This is a genomic window from Azospirillum argentinense, from assembly GCF_000632475.1.
In the GTDB taxonomy this organism is placed as follows: Bacteria; Pseudomonadota; Alphaproteobacteria; order Azospirillales; family Azospirillaceae; genus Azospirillum; species Azospirillum baldaniorum.
The window spans coordinates 522,254-542,265 of sequence record NZ_CP007796.1; the positions used below are offsets into that span (position 1 = coordinate 522,254).

19 protein-coding genes are annotated in these 20,012 nt (G+C 70.6%); 15 read left to right on the top strand and 4 right to left on the bottom strand.

Features of this window, described 5'->3' with window-relative positions:
- Window positions 1-63 precede the first annotated feature (63 nt).
- Window positions 64-684, top strand: a complete 621-nt coding sequence (locus ABAZ39_RS28570; RefSeq protein WP_040137626.1) for a pentapeptide repeat-containing protein — start codon at window positions 64-66, stop codon at window positions 682-684.
- 119 nt (window positions 685-803) lie between these two features.
- Here ABAZ39_RS28570 and ABAZ39_RS28575 read toward each other — a convergent pair whose 3' ends face one another.
- The 3 genes from ABAZ39_RS28575 to ABAZ39_RS28585 form a co-directional block, all read right to left on the bottom strand.
- Window positions 804-2,120: an aspartate aminotransferase family protein gene (locus ABAZ39_RS28575; RefSeq protein ID WP_040137627.1), complete on the bottom strand. Its 1,317-nt coding sequence runs from the start codon at window positions 2,118-2,120 to the stop codon at window positions 804-806.
- A gap of 6 nt (window positions 2,121-2,126) precedes the next feature.
- On the bottom strand, window positions 2,127-3,176 hold the full coding sequence (locus tag ABAZ39_RS28580; protein ID WP_040137628.1) for a phosphotransferase: 1,050 nt from the start codon (window positions 3,174-3,176) through the stop codon (window positions 2,127-2,129).
- Window positions 3,177-3,270: 94 nt separating this feature from the next.
- Window positions 3,271-3,954 (bottom strand): GntR family transcriptional regulator, encoded by a 684-nt coding sequence (locus ABAZ39_RS28585; protein ID WP_040137629.1) that lies wholly within the window; start codon window positions 3,952-3,954, stop codon window positions 3,271-3,273.
- Window positions 3,955-4,353: 399 nt separating this feature from the next.
- Here ABAZ39_RS28585 and ABAZ39_RS28590 point away from each other — a divergent pair, with 399 nt between their 5' ends.
- From ABAZ39_RS28590 to ABAZ39_RS28600, 3 genes are all read left to right on the top strand, one after another.
- Window positions 4,354-4,968 (top strand): glutathione S-transferase family protein, encoded by a 615-nt coding sequence (locus ABAZ39_RS28590; protein ID WP_040137630.1) that lies wholly within the window; start codon window positions 4,354-4,356, stop codon window positions 4,966-4,968.
- 72 nt (window positions 4,969-5,040) lie between these two features.
- Window positions 5,041-7,116 carry a 2Fe-2S iron-sulfur cluster-binding protein gene (locus ABAZ39_RS28595; protein WP_040137631.1) on the top strand — a complete coding sequence of 692 codons (2,076 nt, stop codon included), beginning with the start codon at window positions 5,041-5,043 and terminating at the stop codon, window positions 7,114-7,116.
- A 159-nt stretch (window positions 7,117-7,275) separates the two neighbouring features.
- Window positions 7,276-8,166: a LysR family transcriptional regulator gene (locus ABAZ39_RS28600; protein ID WP_040137632.1), complete on the top strand. Its 891-nt coding sequence runs from the start codon at window positions 7,276-7,278 to the stop codon at window positions 8,164-8,166.
- A 16-nt stretch (window positions 8,167-8,182) separates the two neighbouring features.
- Here ABAZ39_RS28600 and ABAZ39_RS28605 read toward each other — a convergent pair whose 3' ends face one another.
- On the bottom strand, window positions 8,183-8,932 hold the full coding sequence (locus ABAZ39_RS28605; RefSeq protein WP_200486611.1) for a TrmB family transcriptional regulator: 750 nt from the start codon (window positions 8,930-8,932) through the stop codon (window positions 8,183-8,185).
- A gap of 361 nt (window positions 8,933-9,293) precedes the next feature.
- Between ABAZ39_RS28605 and ABAZ39_RS28610 the strand changes: the two genes are divergently transcribed.
- From ABAZ39_RS28610 to ABAZ39_RS28660, 11 genes are all read left to right on the top strand, one after another.
- Window positions 9,294-10,067 carry an ABC transporter permease gene (locus tag ABAZ39_RS28610; protein ID WP_247881777.1) on the top strand — a complete coding sequence of 258 codons (774 nt, stop codon included), beginning with the start codon at window positions 9,294-9,296 and terminating at the stop codon, window positions 10,065-10,067.
- Window positions 10,068-10,084: 17 nt separating this feature from the next.
- The gene (locus ABAZ39_RS28615) at window positions 10,085-10,927 is read left to right on the top strand and encodes an ABC transporter ATP-binding protein (protein ID WP_014199535.1); all 843 of its coding nucleotides are present in this window, start codon (window positions 10,085-10,087) and stop codon (window positions 10,925-10,927) included.
- A complete protein-coding gene (locus ABAZ39_RS28620; protein WP_247874651.1) occupies window positions 10,924-11,982 on the top strand; it encodes an ABC transporter substrate-binding protein in 1,059 nt (352 codons plus the stop codon). Before ABAZ39_RS28615 ends, ABAZ39_RS28620 begins: the two co-directional genes overlap by 4 nt.
- Window positions 11,983-12,053: 71 nt before the next feature.
- Window positions 12,054-12,755 (top strand): flavin reductase family protein, encoded by a 702-nt coding sequence (locus ABAZ39_RS28625; RefSeq protein ID WP_040137636.1) that lies wholly within the window; start codon window positions 12,054-12,056, stop codon window positions 12,753-12,755.
- Window positions 12,752-13,723, top strand: a complete 972-nt coding sequence (locus ABAZ39_RS28630) for a carbon-nitrogen hydrolase family protein (protein WP_040137637.1) — start codon at window positions 12,752-12,754, stop codon at window positions 13,721-13,723. Before ABAZ39_RS28625 ends, ABAZ39_RS28630 begins: the two co-directional genes overlap by 4 nt.
- Before the next feature lie 302 nt (window positions 13,724-14,025).
- Entirely contained in the window at window positions 14,026-14,997 is a 972-nt protein-coding gene (locus ABAZ39_RS28635) for a hemin-degrading factor (RefSeq protein ID WP_051658676.1), read from the top strand.
- A 17-nt stretch (window positions 14,998-15,014) separates the two neighbouring features.
- Window positions 15,015-15,890 (top strand): heme/hemin ABC transporter substrate-binding protein, encoded by an 876-nt coding sequence (locus ABAZ39_RS28640; protein WP_051658677.1) that lies wholly within the window; start codon window positions 15,015-15,017, stop codon window positions 15,888-15,890.
- Window positions 15,887-16,996, top strand: a complete 1,110-nt coding sequence (locus ABAZ39_RS28645) for a FecCD family ABC transporter permease (RefSeq protein ID WP_040137638.1) — start codon at window positions 15,887-15,889, stop codon at window positions 16,994-16,996. The genes ABAZ39_RS28640 and ABAZ39_RS28645 overlap by 4 nt, the downstream gene beginning before the upstream one ends.
- Window positions 16,997-16,998: 2 nt before the next feature.
- On the top strand, window positions 16,999-17,820 hold the full coding sequence (locus ABAZ39_RS28650; protein ID WP_040137639.1) for an ATP-binding cassette domain-containing protein: 822 nt from the start codon (window positions 16,999-17,001) through the stop codon (window positions 17,818-17,820).
- Window positions 17,821-17,882: 62 nt separating this feature from the next.
- Complete coding sequence (locus ABAZ39_RS28655; protein ID WP_040137640.1) at window positions 17,883-18,551, top strand: response regulator transcription factor; 669 nt, start codon at window positions 17,883-17,885, stop codon at window positions 18,549-18,551.
- Window positions 18,538-20,004 (top strand): sensor histidine kinase, encoded by a 1,467-nt coding sequence (locus tag ABAZ39_RS28660; RefSeq protein WP_081863399.1) that lies wholly within the window; start codon window positions 18,538-18,540, stop codon window positions 20,002-20,004. The genes ABAZ39_RS28655 and ABAZ39_RS28660 overlap by 14 nt, the downstream gene beginning before the upstream one ends.
- The last annotated feature ends 8 nt before the right edge of the window (window positions 20,005-20,012 follow it).

Below are 20,012 nucleotides of genomic sequence, written 5' to 3' on the forward strand. Positions count from 1 at the left end.
GGAACGGATAGCCCGTTTCCCCGCCCCGGTCTCCATGCATCGCAGCGATGGGAGTTCTCCCCCATGAACCGCCTCTTCCGGCCCGCCTTCGCCCTGTGCGCCCTGCTGTCCCTGTCCGGCCCGCTCACCGCCCCGCTGGCGGCCGAGGTCGAAACCGCCAGCCTCGGCGGCGGCGAGGAGGAGCGCGTCACCGAGGTCGCCGGCTGCGTCCTGACGGCCAAGGCGGTCTGCCCCGGCATCGACCTGCGCCACCGCAACCTGCGCGGCCTGTCGCTGGCCGGCGCCGACCTGCGCGGCGCCAACCTGATGCGGGCCGACCTGCGCCACGCCGACCTGCGCGGGGCCGACCTCAGCGGGGCGATCCTCGACGGCGCCGATCTGCGCACCGCCTTCCTTCAGGGCACGCGCCTGTCCGGCGCCCGCCTGCGCGGCGCCAACCTGGAATTCGCCCGCGCCAACGGCGCCGACCTGCGGCAGGCCGACCTGACCGCCGCCAATCTGGAGGCGCTGCGCGCCGACAAGGCCGACCTCACCGGCGCCAACCTGGAGGGCGCCAACCTTCAGGAGGCCAAGCTGTCCCTGACCAACCTGTCGCAGGCCAACTTGGAAGGCGCGAAGATCCGCTTCGCCATCTTCCAGGACGCGCTGATGACCGACTGCCGCTCCTGCCCCACCGACTGGTGACGGCAAGGCCGGCGGGCGGAGCTTCGCCTGTTCGGGCGACGTCCGCCCGAGGGAGGAAGCCGAGGCCCCTTACCGGGCGGACACCGCTCGGCTGAAGGGGCTCAGCGGGGCGGCGCGGCTTAAAGCGCCGTCAGCACGTCGTCCAGCGTGGCGAGGAACAGCTTGGCGTCCTCGGACGAGAAGACCAGCGGCGGGCGGATCTTCAGGATGTGCCCCTCCTGTCCGGTCGCGCTGATCAACACCCGGCGCTGGCGCATCCCGTTCACCACGCGGGTGGTCTCCTCCGACGCCGGGGTCTTCAGCTTGCGGTCGCGCACCATCTCGACGCCGATGAACAGCCCGCTGCCGCGCACGTCGCCGATCAGCTCGTGCTTGGCGGCAAGCGCGCGCAGGCCGTCGATCATCTCGGTGCCGACCCTCAGGGCGTTCTCCTGCAGGCGGTCCGCCTTGATCACGCGAAGCACCGCCAGCGCCACCGCGCAGGACACCGGGTTGCCGCCGAAGGTGTTGAAATAGCGCTGGCTCTTGCCGAACGCCTCGATCACCTCCGGCCGGAACACCGCGCCGGCCACCGGGTGGCCGTTGCCCATCGGCTTGCCGACCGTCACGATGTCGGGCACCAGCCCGTGGCGCGCGAAGCCCCACATGTGCGTGCCGAGCCGCCCGAAGCCCGGCTGCACCTCGTCGGCGATGAAGATGCCGCCGGCCTTGCGCATCACCTCGACCGCCGGGGCGAGGAAGCCGGCCGGGTCGGTGAAGACGCCGCTGCTGGAGAAGATGGTGTCGACCAGCAGCGCCGCCGGGGCAATCCCCTTTTCCCGCAGGTCGGCGATGGCCACCTCCACGGAGCGGGCGAAGGCGGCGCCGACCTCGGCCTCCGGCATGCGGTAGCCGTCGGGCGCCGGCACCACGCGGACATGGTCGCCCAGCTTCACCGCGGCACCCAGCGAGGGCGACATCTCGGCCAGCGCCGAGGTCACGCCGTGGTAGGCGTTGTGCGCGATGACGACGCCGGTGCCGCCGGTGTGGACGCGGGCGACGCGCAGGGCCAGATCGTTGGCCTCGCTGCCGGTGCAGGTCAGCATCAGGTGCGACAGCTCCGCCGGGAACTCCGCCAGGAAGGCTTCGGCGAAGTCGAGGATGCCGTCGGTCAGGTAGCGCGTGTGGGTGTTCAGCACGGCCGCCTGCCGGGCCATTGCCTCCACCACCTCCGGCCGCGAATGCCCGACCGAGGCGACGTTGTTGTAGGCGTCCAGATAGCGGTTGCCCTCGGCGTCATAGAGGGACGAGCCCTCCCCGCGCACGACATGGATCGGGTCGGCGTAGAACAGCCGGTAGGCCGGGCCGAGCAGCTTCTCGCGGCGGGCGATCAGGGCGCGCTCGCGCTCCGGCAGGGACCCGGCGGAGTCGGGCGCGTAGGCGTTGATCATGGTCATGGCGGTTCACACTTTCTGGCAGGCGAGATGGAGCAGGCGGCGCGCGGTGGCGGCCTCGTCGCCGGTCAGCCGGTCCAGGCCGGCGAAGGCGCGTTCGGCGTTGCGCAGGATGTAGGCGGCGTTGGCGGGGTACTCGGCCGCCCGCCAGCCGGTGATGCCAATGGTCAGGGCGAGGCGGCCCGCCACCAGATCAGGCAGTAGGTCCACCTCGTCCGCCGTCAGCGGCAGCACGGCGTTGTAGGCGCGGGTCATCTCGACCACGGAGCCGAAGGGCGTCTCGCCGCTGGTGACGTGGTAGGCGAGCGCCGTCGCCAGATCGTTGGCCAGCGGCGCCCGCAGCGCGTCGCCGAAGTCGATGATCCCGGTGATCGTCTCGTGCCCGACCGGATCGACCACCGCGTTGTGTGGGTTGAGGTCGTTGTGGATCACCTGATGGCGCAGGGCGGGCAGCCGGGGGGCGATCTCGTCGGCGAAGCGGGCGACGAAGCGCTCGACCATCCCGCGGCGCCGGTCGTCCGCCACATAGTGCAGCCGGTCGGCGACGCTGGCGGTGCGGGTGATGTCCCACAGCAGGTCACGCTCCGAGCCGGGATGCTCGTAGTCGGCCAGCGCCCGATCCAGCCGGGCCAGCGTCGTTCCCAACGCCCGCATCAGCCCCGGCGAGGACGGTGCGGCGTGGAGCGGCGTTCCTTCGAGATAGGTGAGCAGCCGCAGCACCATGGCGTTGCCGTCGATGTGGACGATCGCCTGGGCCTCCCCGTCCAGCGTCGGCACGACCCGCGGCACCGGCAAGGTCGGGTCGCGGTCGGCCACATGCTGCATGGCCCCGGTCTGGAAGCTTGTGACGGGTTGCGGCTCCGCCGGGTTGGTGAACTTCAACACATAGCCCTGACCCTCGGGCGTGGCGATGTGGAAGTTGCGGTCGCGCTCGCTGCTCAGTTCGCGGACGGTGCCGGCCACGCCGAACCACCGTTGCAGGATGGCGCCGGCCTCCTCCGTGGAGATTGCCGGCGCGGCGGTGGTCAGAACGTCACCCTGGGTCGGGGCCGGTGTCATCGCCGGTGTCTCCTTGTGGTGCGAAGCGGTCAATGTTTGATGCATCATAATGGCGGGTGGATCGGCTGAGGAAGCGGATGGGATCGCCGGGGAATCAGACGGCGAGCGCCTCGGGATGCACGCCGTCGATCCTCTCCAGGATCGGGCCGCTGGCCAGCAGGATGTCGGCCTGGATGGCGCGGGCGGCGGCGGGGCCGTCGTGGCTGCGGATGGCGTCCATCAGCGGGTAGTGATGGTCGATCATCGTGCGCCCGGCGCCGCCGTAGACGTCGGCGATCAACGGCCCCATCTGCAGCCAGAGCCGCCGCAGAATGTCGCCGAGCACCGGCATGTCCGCGATCTCGGACACCGTGAAATGGAAGATCTGGTTGAGTTCGGTGGCCAGCGCGGTGTTGCCGGCGGCCATTGCCTCCTCGTTGCGCTTGAGCAGGCCGTCCAAAGCCGCGATCTGGGCGGGCGTGGCCTGTACGGCGGCCCGCGCGGCGGCCAGCCCCTCCAGATTGACGCGGATGTCGCGGATCTCCAGATACGTGGCCCGGGTCAGCATCGGAACCCGGATGTCGCGCGGCGAGCGCAGCACCAGGGCCTGATCCTGCACCAGCCGCAGGATGGCGTCGCGCACCGGCGTGACGCTCGTCCCCAGCCGGTCGGCCAGATCGCGAATCTTGAGGCGGTCGTTCGGCTTGAAGGCGCCCTTCATCAGGGCCTCGCACAATTTCTGGTAAATCGTGCCGCCGAGATTGTCGTGTTCGAGAAGGGTGAGATCGAACCCGCTCATCCTTCGCCCTTCCCGCCGTTGCCGACCATCCGATGTATGATGCATCATAATGCCGTGGAAGCGGCCGAAGGTCAAGCCGGTCTGAGCGATCAAACGGAACTGTTGCAATTGGCTTTCTCATAACCCTCTCCCCTCTGGGGAGAGGGTGGCCCGAAGGGCCGGTGAGGGGGTTGCGCTTTTGCCGAGCGTACCGACACGCACAACCCCCTCACCCTAACCCTCTCCCCAGGGGGAGAGGGAACGCCGAACGCACTCCCCCCAAACGCCCCTTCCCACCCAGCATTATTGCAATGGCTGTAATGATGAACTGCCAAACCGGGTCATTCTCGTGATCTGCTGACGGGCGCACTCTCGGTGTGCGGATCGGGATGGTCCCGGCCAGCACTGCAGGAGTCAGTCATGAAGCTCTATCATCACCCGCTGTCGGGCCACGCGCACCGCGCCCGCCTGTTCGTCTCCCTGCTCGGACTGCCGCACGAGCTGGTCGAGGTCGACCTGAAGGCGGGGGCGCACAAGACCCCCGAATTCCTGGCGCTGAACCCGTTCGGTCAGGTCCCCGTGCTGGAGGACGACGGCGTGGTCGTCTCAGACTCGAACGCCATCCTGGTCTATCTGGCGAAGAAGGCCGGCCGCAGCGACTGGCTGCCCGAGGACGCCCGGAACGCGGCGGCCGTCCAGCGCTGGCTGTCGGTCGCGGCCGGCGAGGTCGCCTACGGCCCGGCGGCGGCGCGGCTGGTCACGGTGTTCGGCGCCGGCTTCAACCCCGACGAGGTCATCGGCCGCGCCCACACCCTGCTGAAGCGGCTCGACAGCCATCTGTCCGGCCGCGACTGGCTGGTCGGCGTCCAGCCGACGATCGCCGACGTCGCCATCTACAGCTACGTCGCCCGCGCCCCGGAAGGCAACGTCGATCTGTCGGGCTATCCGGCCGTCAACGCCTTCCTCCGCCGGGTCGAGGCGCTGCCGGACTTCGTCCCCTTCGCCCAGACGCCGGCGGGGCTCACCGCCGCGTGACGCGCTGCCTGGGCGCGCGATCCGGCGCGCGCGCTTCTTTCACCGGGGAGACGGGTACCGAGGAGACGGAATATGGGCGAGACCGCGAAGACGCTGCCGATCTGGCATGAGGGCGAGACGTTCCTGCAGAAGAAGGTTGGCGCCGACGTCGCCGAGCGGATGGCGATGGTGGGGCAGAGGGTCATCCGCGACTTCATGCCCGACCAGCACCGCGACTTCTACGCCCAGCTCCCCTTCCTTTTGATCGGCAGCGCCGACCCGGACGGCGACGCCTGGGCGACCGTGCTGGAAGGCCGGCCCGGCTTCCTGTCCTCGCCGTCGCCGACCCTTCTCGACATCGCCGCGCGCCCAAGCACCGGCGATCCCGCAGCGGCCGGCCTGACCGACGGGACGCCGGTCGGCCTCCTCGGCATCGAGATGAACACACGGCGGCGCAACCGCATGAACGGCGTCGTCACGGCAACGCCCGAGGGCTTCCGCGTCGCGGTCGACCAGAGTTTCGGCAATTGCCCCCGCTACATCCAGCTGCGCGACGCCACGCTGGCCCGCGACCCCGCCCAGCCCTTCGCCGGCGCCGTCGAGAAGCTGACGGCCCTCGATCCGGCGGCGCGGGCGGTGATCGAAGCGGCAGACGCCTTCTTCGTCGCCTCCTACGCCGACCGTGGCGACCATCGTCAGGTCGACGTGTCGCATCGCGGCGGCAAGGCCGGATTCGTCCGCGTGGCTGGGGACGGCACGCTCACCATTCCCGACTTCGACGGGAACCTCTTCTTCGCCACGCTCGGCAACATCCTGCTCAACGGAAAGGCGGGTTTGCTCTTCGTCGATTTCGCCAGCGGTGAACTGCTGCAGATGACCGGCGACGCCGCTTTGATCCTGGACTCGCCGGAGATCGCCGCCTTCCAGGGGGCCGAGCGGCTGTGGACGTTCAAGGCGCGCAAGATCGTCCGGCGACGCGGCGCCCTGGCCCTGCGCTGGACGCTGCGGGCAGACGGCTGGTCCCCCAGCTCCCTGATGACGGGCGACTGGGGCCAAGCCGCCGACCGGCTGCGCGCGGAGGAAACGGCGACGCGCTGGCGGCCGATGACGGTGACGGACATCATGGAGGAAAGCGCCTCCATCCGCTCCTTCCATCTGCGGCCGACCGACGGCGCGGGGCTGTTGCCGCATCTGGCCGGCCAGCATCTGCCCATCCGCGTCACCCCGGCGGGCGCCGACACGCCGGTCGTCCGGACCTACACGCTGTCCGTCGCCCCGTCGGACGGGATCTACCGCATCAGCGTCAAGCGCGAGGGCCTGGTGTCGCGGCATCTGCACGACCACGTCCGGGTCGGCGACGTCATCGAGGCGCGCGGGCCGGCCGGCGGCTTCACCATCGACGCCCGCGCGACGCGGCCGGCGGTGCTGCTGGCCGGCGGCGTCGGCATCACGCCGCTGCTCGCCATGCTGCGACACGTGGTCTATGAGGGTCTGCGCACGCAGCGCATCCGCCCGACGATCCTGGTCCACGCGGCGCGCTCCAAGGCGGAGCGCCCCTTCGACCGGGAAATCGCCGACCTCGTCACTGCGGCGAACGGCACCGTCCGGCTCGTCCGCGTCCTCAGCGATCCCGGCGAGGCCGTGCCGGGCGCCGATTACGACGCGGTGGGCCGAATCGACATGACGCTGCTGACGCGCATCCTCGGCTTCAACGATTACGACTTCTACATCTGCGGGCCGCCCGCTCTCACCCAGGCGCTCTACGACGGCTTGCGCGGCCTCAACATCGCCGACGACCGGATTCACGCCGAAGCGTTCGGACCGTCGTCCCTGAAGCGGACGGGAGCGGAGACAGTGGCCGCCGCACCGGCGCGCCGGCCGCCCTCGACCAAGCCGGTGCCGGTCGCCTTCATGAACACGCTCAAGGAGGCGCGCTGGACACCCGGCTCCGGCACGCTGCTCGAACTGGCCGAAGCGCGCGGCCTCGATCCCGCCTTCAGTTGCCGCGAGGGCACCTGCGGGACCTGCCGCACCAAGCTGCTCAAGGGCGCCGTCACCTACGTCAAGGAGCCGAGCGCGGCGGTCGCCGCCGACGAGGTGCTGCTGTGCTGCGCCGTCCCCGCCGAAGCGGAGACGGACGAGGATGACCGCCTGCAACTCGCGCTTTGAGAGACTGTCATCGCAAAGGTCCGACCGGCTGCACGCAGACGGTTGATATCCGGACCTGGTTCGGCCACAGACTGTGACGGGGACGCCGTGAAGCGGTACATCCGCATTGTCCCCGAGGTCCCGATGGGACTCCCGCAGTGGCACGAAACAGGGGCGCGCATGGACCGGCTGCAGGCGATGCGGATCTTCGTGAAGGTCGCGGAAACAGAAAGCTTCGCCGAAACCGCCCGCCACCTGCATCTGAGCGCGCCCGCGGTGACGCGCGCCGTGGCGGCCCTTGAAGAACTCATCGGCGCCCGCCTGTTCGTCCGCACCACGCGCTCGGTCAAGGTGACCGAAGCCGGGGCGCGCTACCTCGAGGACTGCCGCCGCATCCTGTCGGACATCACGGAGGCGGAGGCCGCCGCGGGCGGCGTCTACGCCACCCCGACCGGGACGCTCGCCGTCACCGCCTCCGCTCTCTTCGGGCCGATGCATGTGCTGCCGATCGTGACCGAGTATCTGGATCGCTATCCCGGCATGCGCGCGCAGACCTTCTTCGTCGACCGCCCGGTGAACATCGTGGAGGAGGGCATCGACGTCGCCGTGCGCATTGGGCACCTGCCGGATTCCGGGTTCACGGCGATCCGGGTCGGCACGGTCCGGCGCGTGGTCTGCGGCGCCCCGGCTTATTTCGAGCGCCACGGCGTCCCGGCGGCGCCGGCCGACCTCAAGCACCACCGCATCGCCGTGTCGACCGGCGCCTGGGCCTCGCCGGAGTGGCGGTTCGCCCGGGACCAGCGGGTGACCATCGACCCGGTCCTGCAATGCAACACCAACGAGGCGGTGATCGCGACCGCCAAGGCGGGCTGGGGCCTCACCCGGGTTCTTCATTACCAGATCGGCCCGGCCCTGCTGGCCGGGGAGCTTCGCATCGTGCTCGCCGACCATGAGGAACCACCCCTGCCCATCCACGTCCTCCACCCCGAGGGGCGCCACGCGCCGGCCAAGGTGAGGGCCTTCGTGGACCTCGCCGTGGCCCGCCTGCGCGAGAACCACCTCCTCAATTAGGCGCATGGCCGAAGGGTCAGGGGATGGTCGGCGCCGGTGTGCTCAGGCTCCACATGGCATCGAACATGGACGCCTGGAAGGCCGCGAAATCGGCGCTGTCGAGGATCAGGCCGTAGCTCTCGCGCGCCGACGAGATGACCGAAACCTTGCTGCCGTGGATGAAGCAGGTCATCGCGAGGTTGTAGGTGGCGGGCGCGTAGCGCAGTTCGCGCCGCTCCTCCTGGCTCGACGGCCAGATCGGCGCGATGTCGCGCTCCTCGGAGCGGATCACCCGCAGCCATATGCCGCGCCGCGCCCGCTCCTTCAAATAGCGCTCCATCTCCTCCAAACCCGGCTCGACCATCAGCTCCCGCATGGAGAGGGTGGCGCGCAGATCCTTCTCGTCGCCGCTCAGCGTCTCCCACAGGACGGTGCGGATGCCTTCGGGGCCGGGGTGGAAGCGGACGTTCGGCTGGCCGTTCTCGTGATGGTACATCGACCGCAGGACCGGCATCACGTCCTCGAGCATCTGCCGCCGGGCCTCGCTGCGCTCCAGCAGGATGCCCGGGTCCTGGGCGACCACGAAGCGGCGCTTCCCGTGATCGACGAAGCGGACGAGCCCCTCCGCCTCCAGCTTGGCGAGAGCGTCGTGCGCCGTGGTGCGGGCCATGCCGGCGCCCGCGGCCACCTCCGTGACGGAGCCGCCGCCAAGGCGGATCGTCGTCAGATAGAGCTTGTAGAGCGTCCCCGATATGCCGATCCGGGACAGCTTCTCCTCGAGATTCACCCACGTGCTCCCTTTTGAATCGCGTCGCAACATGCCCGATTCCGCGCCACCCGTCCATCGTCGGTTTTTGCCGATAAATTCCCGACTCTTTGCGGGGCTGCCTTGGCGGAAAGACGCTTAAATGGGCTTTCATCCCGCCGTATGCCCGTTAAAACGGCAAGTTTAGGGCTGCCAAGCGTCATTCATTTGTATTTTTCGAATTGACGGATTTTTCCGACACTGTCATCGTTTTGTCGTCGTCCAAGGACGCTGACGTCCCGCGAGACGGCGCCGAACGGTGGAACGAGGGAAGGTGATGGAAGCGAACACGAAAGCGCATGCGGCGCCGCCGCCTTTCATGCAGAGGGCGCCGCGCCGCGCCGTGAGTCCCCGCATTCTGACGGACCGGTCCTTCCGCGCGGCGATGGGCCTCACGGCCTTCTTCGCCGTCTGGCAGGCGCTGACCTCGCTCGGCATCATCGACGCCTTCCTTCTGCCCTCGCCGGTCGCTGTGGCCGGGGCATTGTGGGACATGGCGCTCGACGGCTCGCTGTGGGTCCATCTCGGCGCCAGCCTGCAGCGGGTAGCGGTCGGCTTCGCGCTCGCCTGCGTCGTCGGCATGGCGCTCGGGCTGATGTGCGGCTGGTGGCGCAGCGTCGCGGATTTCGTGCGGCCGGTGGTCGAGGCGCTTCGCCCCATCCCGCCGCTCGCCTGGATTCCGATCACCATCCTGTGGTTCGGGCTCGGCGACGCCGCCTCCTACTTCCTGGTCTTCCTCGGCGCCGTCTTCCCGGCCTTCGTCGCCACCTACACGGCGGTGCGCGGTCTCGACCGGAACCAGATGAACGCGGCGCTCTGCCTCGGCGCGACGCCCTGGCAGCTCTTCACCGACGTGCTGATCCCGGCCTCGCTGCCGATCATCCTGCCGGGGCTGCGGATCGCGCTGGGCGTTGGCTGGATGTGCGTGGTGACCGCCGAGCTGATCGCCGCGCAGACCGGCCTCGGCTACCTGATCCAGCAGTCGCGCATGCTTTTCCAGATCAACAACGTCGTTGCGGGCATGGTGGCCATCGGTCTCGTCGGCTTCGCCATGTCCGCCGTCCTCGAGCGGATCGAGCGTCGGGTGAACGCCTGGGCGCCTTCCGAGCGCAATTGAGCAGGAGGCGAAGGAACATGGCCGCCAACACCGCACTCAAGACCCCCGCCCCGCCCTCCGGCACGCCGCAGGCCCAGCCGGCCGACATCCAGATCGACATCCGGAATCTGGGCAAGGTCTATGGCGGAACCTCGTCCGACAACATGGTGGTCGCGCTCGACGGGGTCGATCTGCGCATCCGCCGCGGCGAGTTCATCTCGCTGCTCGGCCCCTCGGGCTGCGGGAAATCGACCCTGCTCGGCATCGTCGCCGGTTTCCAGTCGGCGTCGAGCGGGACGCTCCTGCAGAACGGGCGCCCCATCGTCAAGCCGGACCCGTCGCGCACGGTCGTCTTCCAGGACTACGCGCTGTTCGGCTGGATGACCGTGCAGCAGAACGTGGAGTTCGGCCTGAAGGCCAAGGGCATGGCGAAGAAGCAGCGCGCGGAGATCGCCCGCTCGCTGATCGACATGGTCCGGCTGACCGGCTTCGAGGAGAAGTACCCGCACCAGATCTCCGGCGGCATGAAGCAGCGGGCGGCCATCGCCCGCGCGCTCGCCCCGGACCCCGACATCCTGCTGATGGACGAGCCGTTCGGCGCGCTGGACGCGCAGACCCGCGTGCTTCTGCAGGAGGAGATCGCCCGCATTTCGTCCGAGGCCGGCAAGACGGTGATCTTCGTCACCCACGGCATCGACGAGGCGGTGTTCCTGGCCGACCGCGTGGTGGTGATGAGCCCGCGGCCCGGCCGGGTGCGCGAGGAGGTCACCGTGCCGCTGCCGCGGCCCCGCACGGCCGAGATGCGCTCCGATCCCTGGTTCGTCTCCACGGTCAACGACCTGTGGGAGACCCTGAAACCCGAATGGCAAAAAGGGGAATGAACGTGACCTCGACACTCTCGCGCCGTCGTTTCGGCCAGCTCGCCGCCGGCATCGCCGCCGCCGCAACCCTCGCCAAGCCGGCGATCCTCCGCGCGCAGGGCGCGGACGTCGTCAAGATGGGCTGGTTCAACACCACCACCGTGTCGGCCCAGATCGCCCATGTGCTGATGCGCACCGACATCGCGGCCCGCAACGGCCTGCGCATGAACATGATCCAGCTCAACGCCTCGCCGGCGGTGAACGAGGCGATCGTGTCGAACGCGGCCGACGTCGGCACGCTGTCCGACTTCGCCGCCGTCACCACCATGGCCGTCGGGGCGCCGGTCACCACCATCGCCTCGCAGGCGCGCTTCCGCTCGGCGGTGCTGGTGACCAAGAAGTCGGGGATCACCGACGTCGCCGGGCTGAAGGGCAAGCAGGTCTACGGCACCTTCGGCATCACCGCCTTCCAGAACGCCCAGGAGGCGATGATCAAGGCCGGCCTCACCCCCGGCCGCGACATGACCTTCGTCAATGTCGGCCCGGCGGAGCTGGCCGACGCGGTGGGCGCGCAGCGGATCGACGCCTTCTTCACCTACGACCCGTTCGTGAGCTTCTTCGAGAACGCGGGCTTCGCCCAGGTCGTTTCGGAGAATCTGACCCCGGTCATCGTGCTGACCGCGAACAACCGCTTCTTCAAGGACCGGCCCGAGGTGGCGGAGCGCTTTCTGCTCGCCAACTCCCAGGCGCTGTACTTCGCCAGCCAGAACCACGACCTCGTCAACGGCTGGTTCCGCTCGCTGGAGCCGGCGAAGAACATCCCGGAGGCCGTGCTGGAAAAGGCGTCGGGCTACGACCCCGCCTGGAACGCCAAGGCGCCCACCGACATCAAGGCGGCGCTCTCCGACGAGCAGATCAAAAAGCTGAACCAGCTTGCCGAATGGGGCGTCGAGGCGAAGCTTCTGCCGCGCCTGCCGGACGTTTCGAAGTTCGTCGACACGACCATCGCCGGCAAGGTCGACGCCGCCTTCGCGACCCAGAGCTTCGATCCGAAGACGGTCAAGATCGTCGGCTGATCGACCGGCGATCCCGACGCATCGCGCAGGACGGGGCGGCGGCCGTGCCGGGCCGCGCCGAAGGAGACTTCATGACCCTACGACTTGACGACGCCCCCGCCCCTCCAACGCGCCATTTCGACTTCGCCACGTTGCCAGCGCCCGACCGCTACCGCCTTCTGACCGCCGCGGTCCTGCCGCGGCCGATCGCCTGGGCGGTCACCCGCTCGGCCGAGGGCCGGGTGAACGCGGCCCCCTATTCCTTCTTCAACGTCTTCGGCTCCGACCGGCCGGTGGTCTGTCTCGGCGTGCTGGCGCGCCCGGACCGGCCGAAGGACACGGCGGTCAACATCCGGGCGACGCGGGAATTCGTGATCAACCTCGTCCCCTTCGAACTCGCGGAGGCGATGAACCTCACCTGCGTCGAGGCGCCGCCCGAAGTGGACGAGACCCGGCTCGCCGGCCTCGCCACCCTGCCGAGCGTCGCGGTCCGGCCGCCGCGCATCGCCGCATCGCCGGTCGCCTTCGAATGCCGTCTGATCCACGAGTTCGAAAGCGGTCCCGGACAGTGGCTGTTCGTGGGCGAGGTGCTGCACGCCCATGTCGCGACGCGCGTCCTGACCGGCAACCCCGACCGCCCCCGCATCGACCATGAGGCGCTCGACCTCGTCGCCCGCATGCACGGCCCCTCGGCCTATCTGCGCACCCGCGACGTCTTCGATCTGGTCCGGCCGGTCTGGGCCGACACCGCGCCTCAACCCACCGAAACACACTGCAAGGAACGACAAGCATGACCAAGGTTAAAGTGGCCGCGGTGCAGGCGGCGACGGTGCCGTTCGACGCCGCCGCGGCGACCGCCCGCACGGTCGACCTGATCGCCGAGGCGGCGTCCACCGGCGCGTCGCTCGCCGTCTTCCCGGAGGCCTTCATCGGCGGCTACCCGAAGGGGCTCGACTTCGGCTGCTCGATCGGCCGGCGCACGCCGGAGGGGCGCGCCGACTTCGCCCGCTACGTCCGCGGCGCGATCACGGTGCCGGGACCGGAGACCGAGACGCTGTCGGCGGCCTGCGCGCGGCACGGCATCCACGCGGTCGTCGGCGTCATCGAGCGTGACGGCGGGACGCTCTACTGCACGGTGCTCTACCTGTCGCCGGACGGCCAGATGGGCAAGCACCGCAAGGTGATGCCGACCGGGTCGGAGCGGCTGGTCTGGGGGTTCGGCGACGGCTCGACCCTCACCGTCATGGACACGCCGTTCGGCCGTGTCGGCGGCGCCATCTGCTGGGAGCATTACATGCCGCTGATGCGCGCGGCCTACTACGCCAAGGGCGTCCAGCTCTGGGCGGCGCCGACGGCGGACGACCGTGAAAGCTGGATCGCCACCATGCGCCACGTCGCCATGGAGGGGCGCTGCTTCGTGATCGGCGCCTGCCAGGTGATGCGCCGCTCCGACTTCCCGGCGGACTACGCGAGCCGCATCGACGCCGGGCCGGACGAGTGGATGATGCACGGCCGCTCGGTCATCGTCGGGCCGCTCGGCGAGATCCTCGCCGGCCCGCTGGTCGACGCGGAGGGCATCCTGACCGCCGAGGTAGACGTCGAGGATCTGGTCGGCGCCAAGCTCGATTTCGATCCGGTGGGCCATTACGCGCGGCCGGACCTGTTCAGCATGCGCGTCGACGAGACCCCGCGCGCGCCGGTCGCCACGGTGCGCGAGACCGCCCTTCCTGACCGCAACGAGACGGTCGAAGAGGCGGCCTGACGGGCTGGGTGATCGTATTTAAAATTCCCTCTCCCCTCTGGGGAGAGGGTTAGGGTGAGGGGGTTGCGCTTGTGCCGAACGTACCGCCACGCGCAACCCCCTCACCGGCCCTGCGGGCCACCCTCTCCCCAGAGGGGCGAGGGCTATAAAGGTCAAATGCGATTGCCCTGGCCCGCGCGGCGATTAATGCCGGTTAATGATCGGCGCCTTGTAACTGATAATGCTTCTCATGATCATTTGCGGGAAATTTGGCCCTGTCCGGACGGGCCGACCACACCGCATCTTGTCAAGGGAAGCCCCCAATGCCCGACACCCGTCTGCCCACCGTCCTTCCGATTGCCGATCCCATCCTGTCCGTCTTCCCCGGCTGGGAAAACGGCGCCGCCCGCCCGACGCGGCTGGAGGTGGACTGGACCGATGCCCTGAGGAAGCTGGACGTCCTGGGGACGGTCCGGGTCGTCACCGGAAACCGCAGCATCACCCATGAGAAGACCGGGCGCTTCGGCAACGTCGACGGCAACGGCCCGGCCCTGATCGTGCTGAACCGCGAAGTCGACCTGCGCGTCTTCCCGCGCCACTGGGCCATCACCGTCCACACGCCGGAGACGGACGGCGAGGCCGAGGCCATCCGCGCCTTCGACCGCCACGGCCGCGCCATCCACGCCATCCACCGCACCGCGGAGACCAACGCCGCCGCCTGGGACGCCTTCCTGATCCTGCACCGCGCCGCCGACCAGGACGCGCCGGCCCTGGAGCCGCTGCCCGCCCCCGCCGCCGAGCGGCCCGACGCCGAGATCGACGTGGAGGGGCTGCGCGCCGCCTGGAGCGCGATGACCGACGTGCACGAGTTCTTCGGCATGTTGAGGACCTTCGGGGTCGGGCGCCGGCAGGCGCTGCGCCTCGCCGGGCCGGGCTTCGCACGGGAGCTGCCCGCCGCCACCCTCCTGCCGCTGCTGGAGGCGGCGCGCGACCGCCGCCTCGACATCATGATCTTCGTCGGCAACGCCGGCTGCATCCAGATCCACACCGGCACGGTAGACCACCCGGCCGCCGCCGACGGGCTGCTGCGCATCGACGACGCCGGCTTCACCCTGCGCGCCATCCAGGCGCGGCTGTCCAGCGCCTGGGTCGTCCACAAGCCGACCGACAAGGGCGGCATCACCACCGTCGAGCTGTACGACGACCAGGGCGACAACGCGGCGATCCTCTGCGGCCAGCGCGACGAGGACAAGCCGGAGCGGGCGGAGTGGCGCGCGCTCGCCGCATCCCTGTGACGAACGGAGGCCGGCCGATGAGGAGCCTGCGCTTTCTCCCCGCGGCGATCGCCGCCACCCTTGCGCTCACCGCCACCACCCTGGCCGGGGCGGCGGAGCGGCGGATCGTCACCGTCGGCCCGCCGGTGACCGAGCTGGTCTTCGCGCTCGGCGACGGCGGCTCGGTCGTCGGGCGCGACACCAGCAGCCATTATCCGCAGCCGGTGAACGGCCTGCCCGATGTCGGCTACATGCGCGCCCTCTCGGCGGAGGGCGTGATGTCGCTGGCCCCGACGCACGTCCTGGCGATCCAGGGCGCCGGCCCCGAGACGACGCTCGACCAGTTGCGGGCGCTTGGCGTCACGGTGGAGGTCGTGCCGGAAACGCCGACGCTGGCCGGTCTGCTCGACAAGGTGGAGCGGGTCGCCCGCCTGCTCGGCCGGGAGGCGGAGGGGCGGCGGCTGGCGGACTCGCTGAACCGCGACCTCGCCGCTCTGGCCGCCGTCGCCGCCCAAGCCGGAACGAAGGACGGCGCGCCGGTCGTGCTCGGCGTGGTCGGCGGCGGGCCCGGCGGTCTGATGGCGGCGGGCAGCCGCTCCGTCCCCGCGGCGCTGATCGCCATGGCCGGCGCGCGCAACGCCCTGGAGGTGGAGCGCGACTATGTGCCGATGTCGTCGGAAGCCGTCCTGGCCGCAGCGCCCGATATCCTGCTGGTCAGCCGGTCGCTGATCGATCGGTCGGGCGGGCTCGACCCGTTCCTGGCGACGCCGCAGCTTGCCCTGACCCCGGCGGCCAAGACCCGGCGGGTGGCAGTGGTGGACGGGGCGCTGCTGATGGGGCTCGGCCCCCGCACGGCCGAGGCGGTCGCCGAACTCACCCGCGTCCAGGGCACCTCTCCTCAAGGGCAACCATGAGCCTGACCTTGTCCATGCCGTCCTCCCGGAAAGGAGACCGGGCGGCGCCGTCTTTCCGGCGCCCACCCCTCGTCCCGGTGCTGGCGGCGCTGGCCGTGGCGCTGGCGCTGGCCGTGCTGATTGCCGTCGCGACGGGCGGCGTGTCCGTCCCGCTCGACCGCAGCCTGTCCCACCTCGCCGCCCTGCTCGGCCTGCCCGGAACGCCGCTGTCCGAACGCGACTGGATGGTGCTGACCATGCTGCGCCTGCCGCGCATCGTCCTGGCCGCCGCGGTCGGGGTGACGCTGGGCGTGGCGGGGGTGGCGCTCCAGGCCGTCTTCCGCAACCCGCTGGCCGATCCCGGGCTGGTCGGGGTGTCGAGCGGCGCGGCGCTGGCCGGCTCCGCCGCCATGGTGCTGGGGGTGTCGGGGCTGGGGCTGGCGCGCAGCGGCCTGTCCCTCGCCACCGTGCTGCCGCTGGCCGCCTTCCTCGGCGCGCTGGCCGCCATCGCGCTGATCCTGGCGATCTCCCGCAGCGACGGGCGCAATTCTCCCGCCACCATGCTGCTGGCCGGCATCGCGGTGAACGCCATGGGCGGGGCCGGCATCGGGCTGTTCAGCTACCTCGGCGACGATCTCGCGCTGCGCCAGATGACCTTCTGGATGATGGGCGGCTTCGGCGGGTCGAGCTGGGCGCAGATCGGACCGGCGATGGTCCTGATGGGGCTGGCGACCGCCGGGCTGCTGGCCGGGGCGCGGCGGCTCGACCTGTTCGCCATGGGCGAGCGGGAGGCCTTCCTCCAGGGCCTCGACCCGCACCGCTTCGCCGTGCGCACGGTGCTTCTGGTGGCGCTGGGCGTCGGCGCGGCGGTGGCGGTGTCCGGCCTGATCGGCTTCGTCGGGCTGATCGTGCCGCACGTCATGCGGATTCTTCTGGGGCCGGTGCACCGCCGGCTGATGCCGGCGACGGCGCTGGCGGCGGCGGTCCTGCTGGTCCTGGCCGACACGGTGGCCCGCACCATCGCCGCCCCGGCCGACGTGCCGGCCGGCCTGCTGCTGGGCGCCGTCGGCGGTCCCTTCTTCCTGTGGCTTCTGCGCCGCCGCGCCGGCGCACTGGGAGGGACCTGACCATGCTGGAAGCGATCGACGCCGGCCTGACCATCGGCCGCGCCCGCCTGCTCGACGGCGTGACCGCCGCGGTGCGGCCCGGCCGGGTGCTGGCCATCCTGGGTCCCAACGGGGCCGGCAAATCCACCCTGCTCTCCCTCCTCTCCGGGGAGCGGCGGCCGACCGCCGGCCACGCCCTGCTGGACGGGGTGGAAATGGCGGCCATCCCGGCGCCGCGGCTGGCCGTCCGCCGCGCCCTGGTGGCGCAGCACCAGCAAGTCGCCTTCGCCTTCTCGGTGGAGGAGGTGATGGAGCTGGCGACCGAGCCCTGGCTGATCCGTCCCGGCGACCGGCGGGCGCTGATCGCCGATTGCCTGATCCGGGCCGGGGCCGGCGGCCTGGCCGGCCGGCTGATGCCCCAGCTCTCCGGCGGCGAACGCCAACGCGTCGCCTTCGCTCGCGCGCTCGCCCAGCTGGCCGCGGGCCGGCACGGGCGCGACGTGGCAGGACCGTCCTACCTGCTGCTGGACGAACCGACGGCCAGCCTCGACCCCGCCCACCAGCACCATCTGCTGCGGGCGGCGCGCGACTGGGTGGAGCGGACCGGCGGCGGCTGCGCGGTGATCCTGCACGACCTGACGCTGGCCGCGCGCTACGCCGACGACGGGCTGCTGCTGGCCGGCGGGCGCGTCGCCTGGGCCGGGTCCATGGCCGGCCTGCCGGTGCCGGTGCTGGAGCGCGTCTTCGGCACGGCCTTCGTCCGGCTCGACCTGCCCGAGGAGGAGGGCGTGGTCTACGCCGCCACCGGACGCGCCGCGGCGTCTGGAAAAATCAATTGCGAATGATTATTAATAGCAAGCTGAGGACGAGACGGGGCGCCCGAAAGAGGCGTCGGAGGGAGGGGACGGTGCGTGTTCTGATCGTTGAGGACGACGCGGCGGTCAGCTACTGGATCGGAGCGAAGCTCGGCGGCTCCGGCCATTCCTGCCGCTTCGCCGGCGATGGCGAGGACGCGCTGCGCCTGCTGCGCGAGGAGGCGTTCGACGTGGTGGTGCTGGACCGCATGCTGCCCAAGCTGGACGGCATGGAGGTGCTGAGGCGCCTGCAGGGCACCCGTCACCCGCCGGTCCTGGTGCTGTCCGCCCTGGACGAGACGACGGAACGGGTGGCCGGGCTGCGCGCCGGGGCCGACGACTATCTGGGCAAGCCCTTCGACTTCGCCGAGTTGCTGGTCCGGCTGGAGCATCTGGCGACCCGCCGCGCCGTCCTGGCCGGGGCCGGCGACGTGCTGGAGGTCGCCGATCTGGTGATGGACGTCACCCGCCGGCAAGTGACCCGGCGCGGCGTGCCCATCGAGCTGACCGACAAGGAGTTCAAGCTCCTGCACATCCTGATGAGCAACCCCGGCCGCACCGTGACCCGCAGCATGCTGCTGGAGAAGGCCTGGGGCTACGGCTTCAACCCGCCGACCAATCTGGTGGAGGTCCATGTCTTCAAGCTGCGGGCGAAGATCGACAAGGATTTCGACCCGCCCCTGCTGAAGACCGTGCGGGCCATCGGCTATGTCCTGGGCTAAGCCGCGCGGCGTTGGCCCGGCCTGGGTCCGGAGGTTCCGCCGCCATCTCGACACGCGCAGCTTCCGTCAAGCCATGGCCATCGGCGCGGTCTTCCTCGTGGTGGCCGGCGCCGCCGTGCTGTGGAGCCGCGCCCTGCTGGTGGAGCTGGTCAACGAGCATGTCGTCGACCTGCTGGAGCGCGATCAGGAAACGCAGCGCCTGCACGGCGGCTTCGGCGATGCCGCCGCCTTGGTCGCGGAGCTGCGCCGCCGCGAACGCTTCGCGCCGGAGGGCACGCGGCGGCGCATGGTGATCGACCGCGACGGCCATGTGCTCTACGGCGACGAGGCGATGGCCCGGCGGCTGCTCGCCGTCATCGCCTGCGGCGGCCCGGCCCCCTGCGAGACCGGCCGCATCGACCAGCGCGGCGACGGTTGGAAGGTGCGCGGGATGGTGGTGAGGCTGAGCGACGGCGGGCGCTACGTCAACGCCTACGACCTCCAGCCCATGCTCGACCAGCTCCGCGCCGTGCCGCTGGCGGCGGGCTGCGGCGTGCTGGTGTTCCTGCTGACCAGCGTGGCCTTCGGCCTCCGCTTCAGCGCCGGCACGCTGCGCCGGGTGTCGGCCATCACCATGGCGCTGACCGCCTACGCGGCGGGCGACCGCGACCGCCGCGTCGCCATCACCGGTCCGGACGACGAGTTCGCGCGGCTCGGCCACGAGATCAACCGCACGCTCGACCGCGTGACCCGGCTGGTCGAGGAGGTGTCCAGCGTGTCGAGCAGCATCGCGCACGAGATGCGCACGCCGCTGACCCACCTGCACAACCGGCTGGCCACCATCGCCGAGAACTGCCCCGACGACGCGCTGCGCCGCGAGCTGGAGGAGGGGATCGAGGAGACGCGGCGCATCCAGCACCTGTTCCGCGCCATCATGCGGCTGGGCGAGATCGAGACCGGGCGCTGCACCCTGGCGGTGGAGCCGCTGGACGCGAAGGCGCTACTGGACGAGGTGGTCGAATCCTACCTGCCGCTGGCCGAGGGCACCGGCACCGTCATCACCGTCGCCGTGGAACGCGACCTCGATCTGCGCGGCGACCGCACGCTGCTGTTCCAGACCATCGCCAATCTGGTGGACAACGCCCTGAAATACGCGCCGGGCGTACCTCTGCACCTGTCCGCCGGGCGGCGCGACGGCTGGAATGAGATCACCGTCGCCGACCGCGGCCGGGGGTTGGCGCCCGGTCAGCGCGCGCTCGCGGTGCAGCGCTTCTGCCGGCTCGACCCATCGGACCGGGTGCCCGGCCATGGGCTCGGCCTCGCCATCGTGGACGCCATCGCCCGGCTGCACGGCGGCGCCCTGCGGCTGGAGGACAACGGGCCGGGCCTGCGCGCCGTGGTCCGGCTGGAACGCCGGGGCCGCCCGGTGACGGCCCCCGCCGTTCCCGGCGCCATCACCGGCATTCTCCATTAAGCGAAATT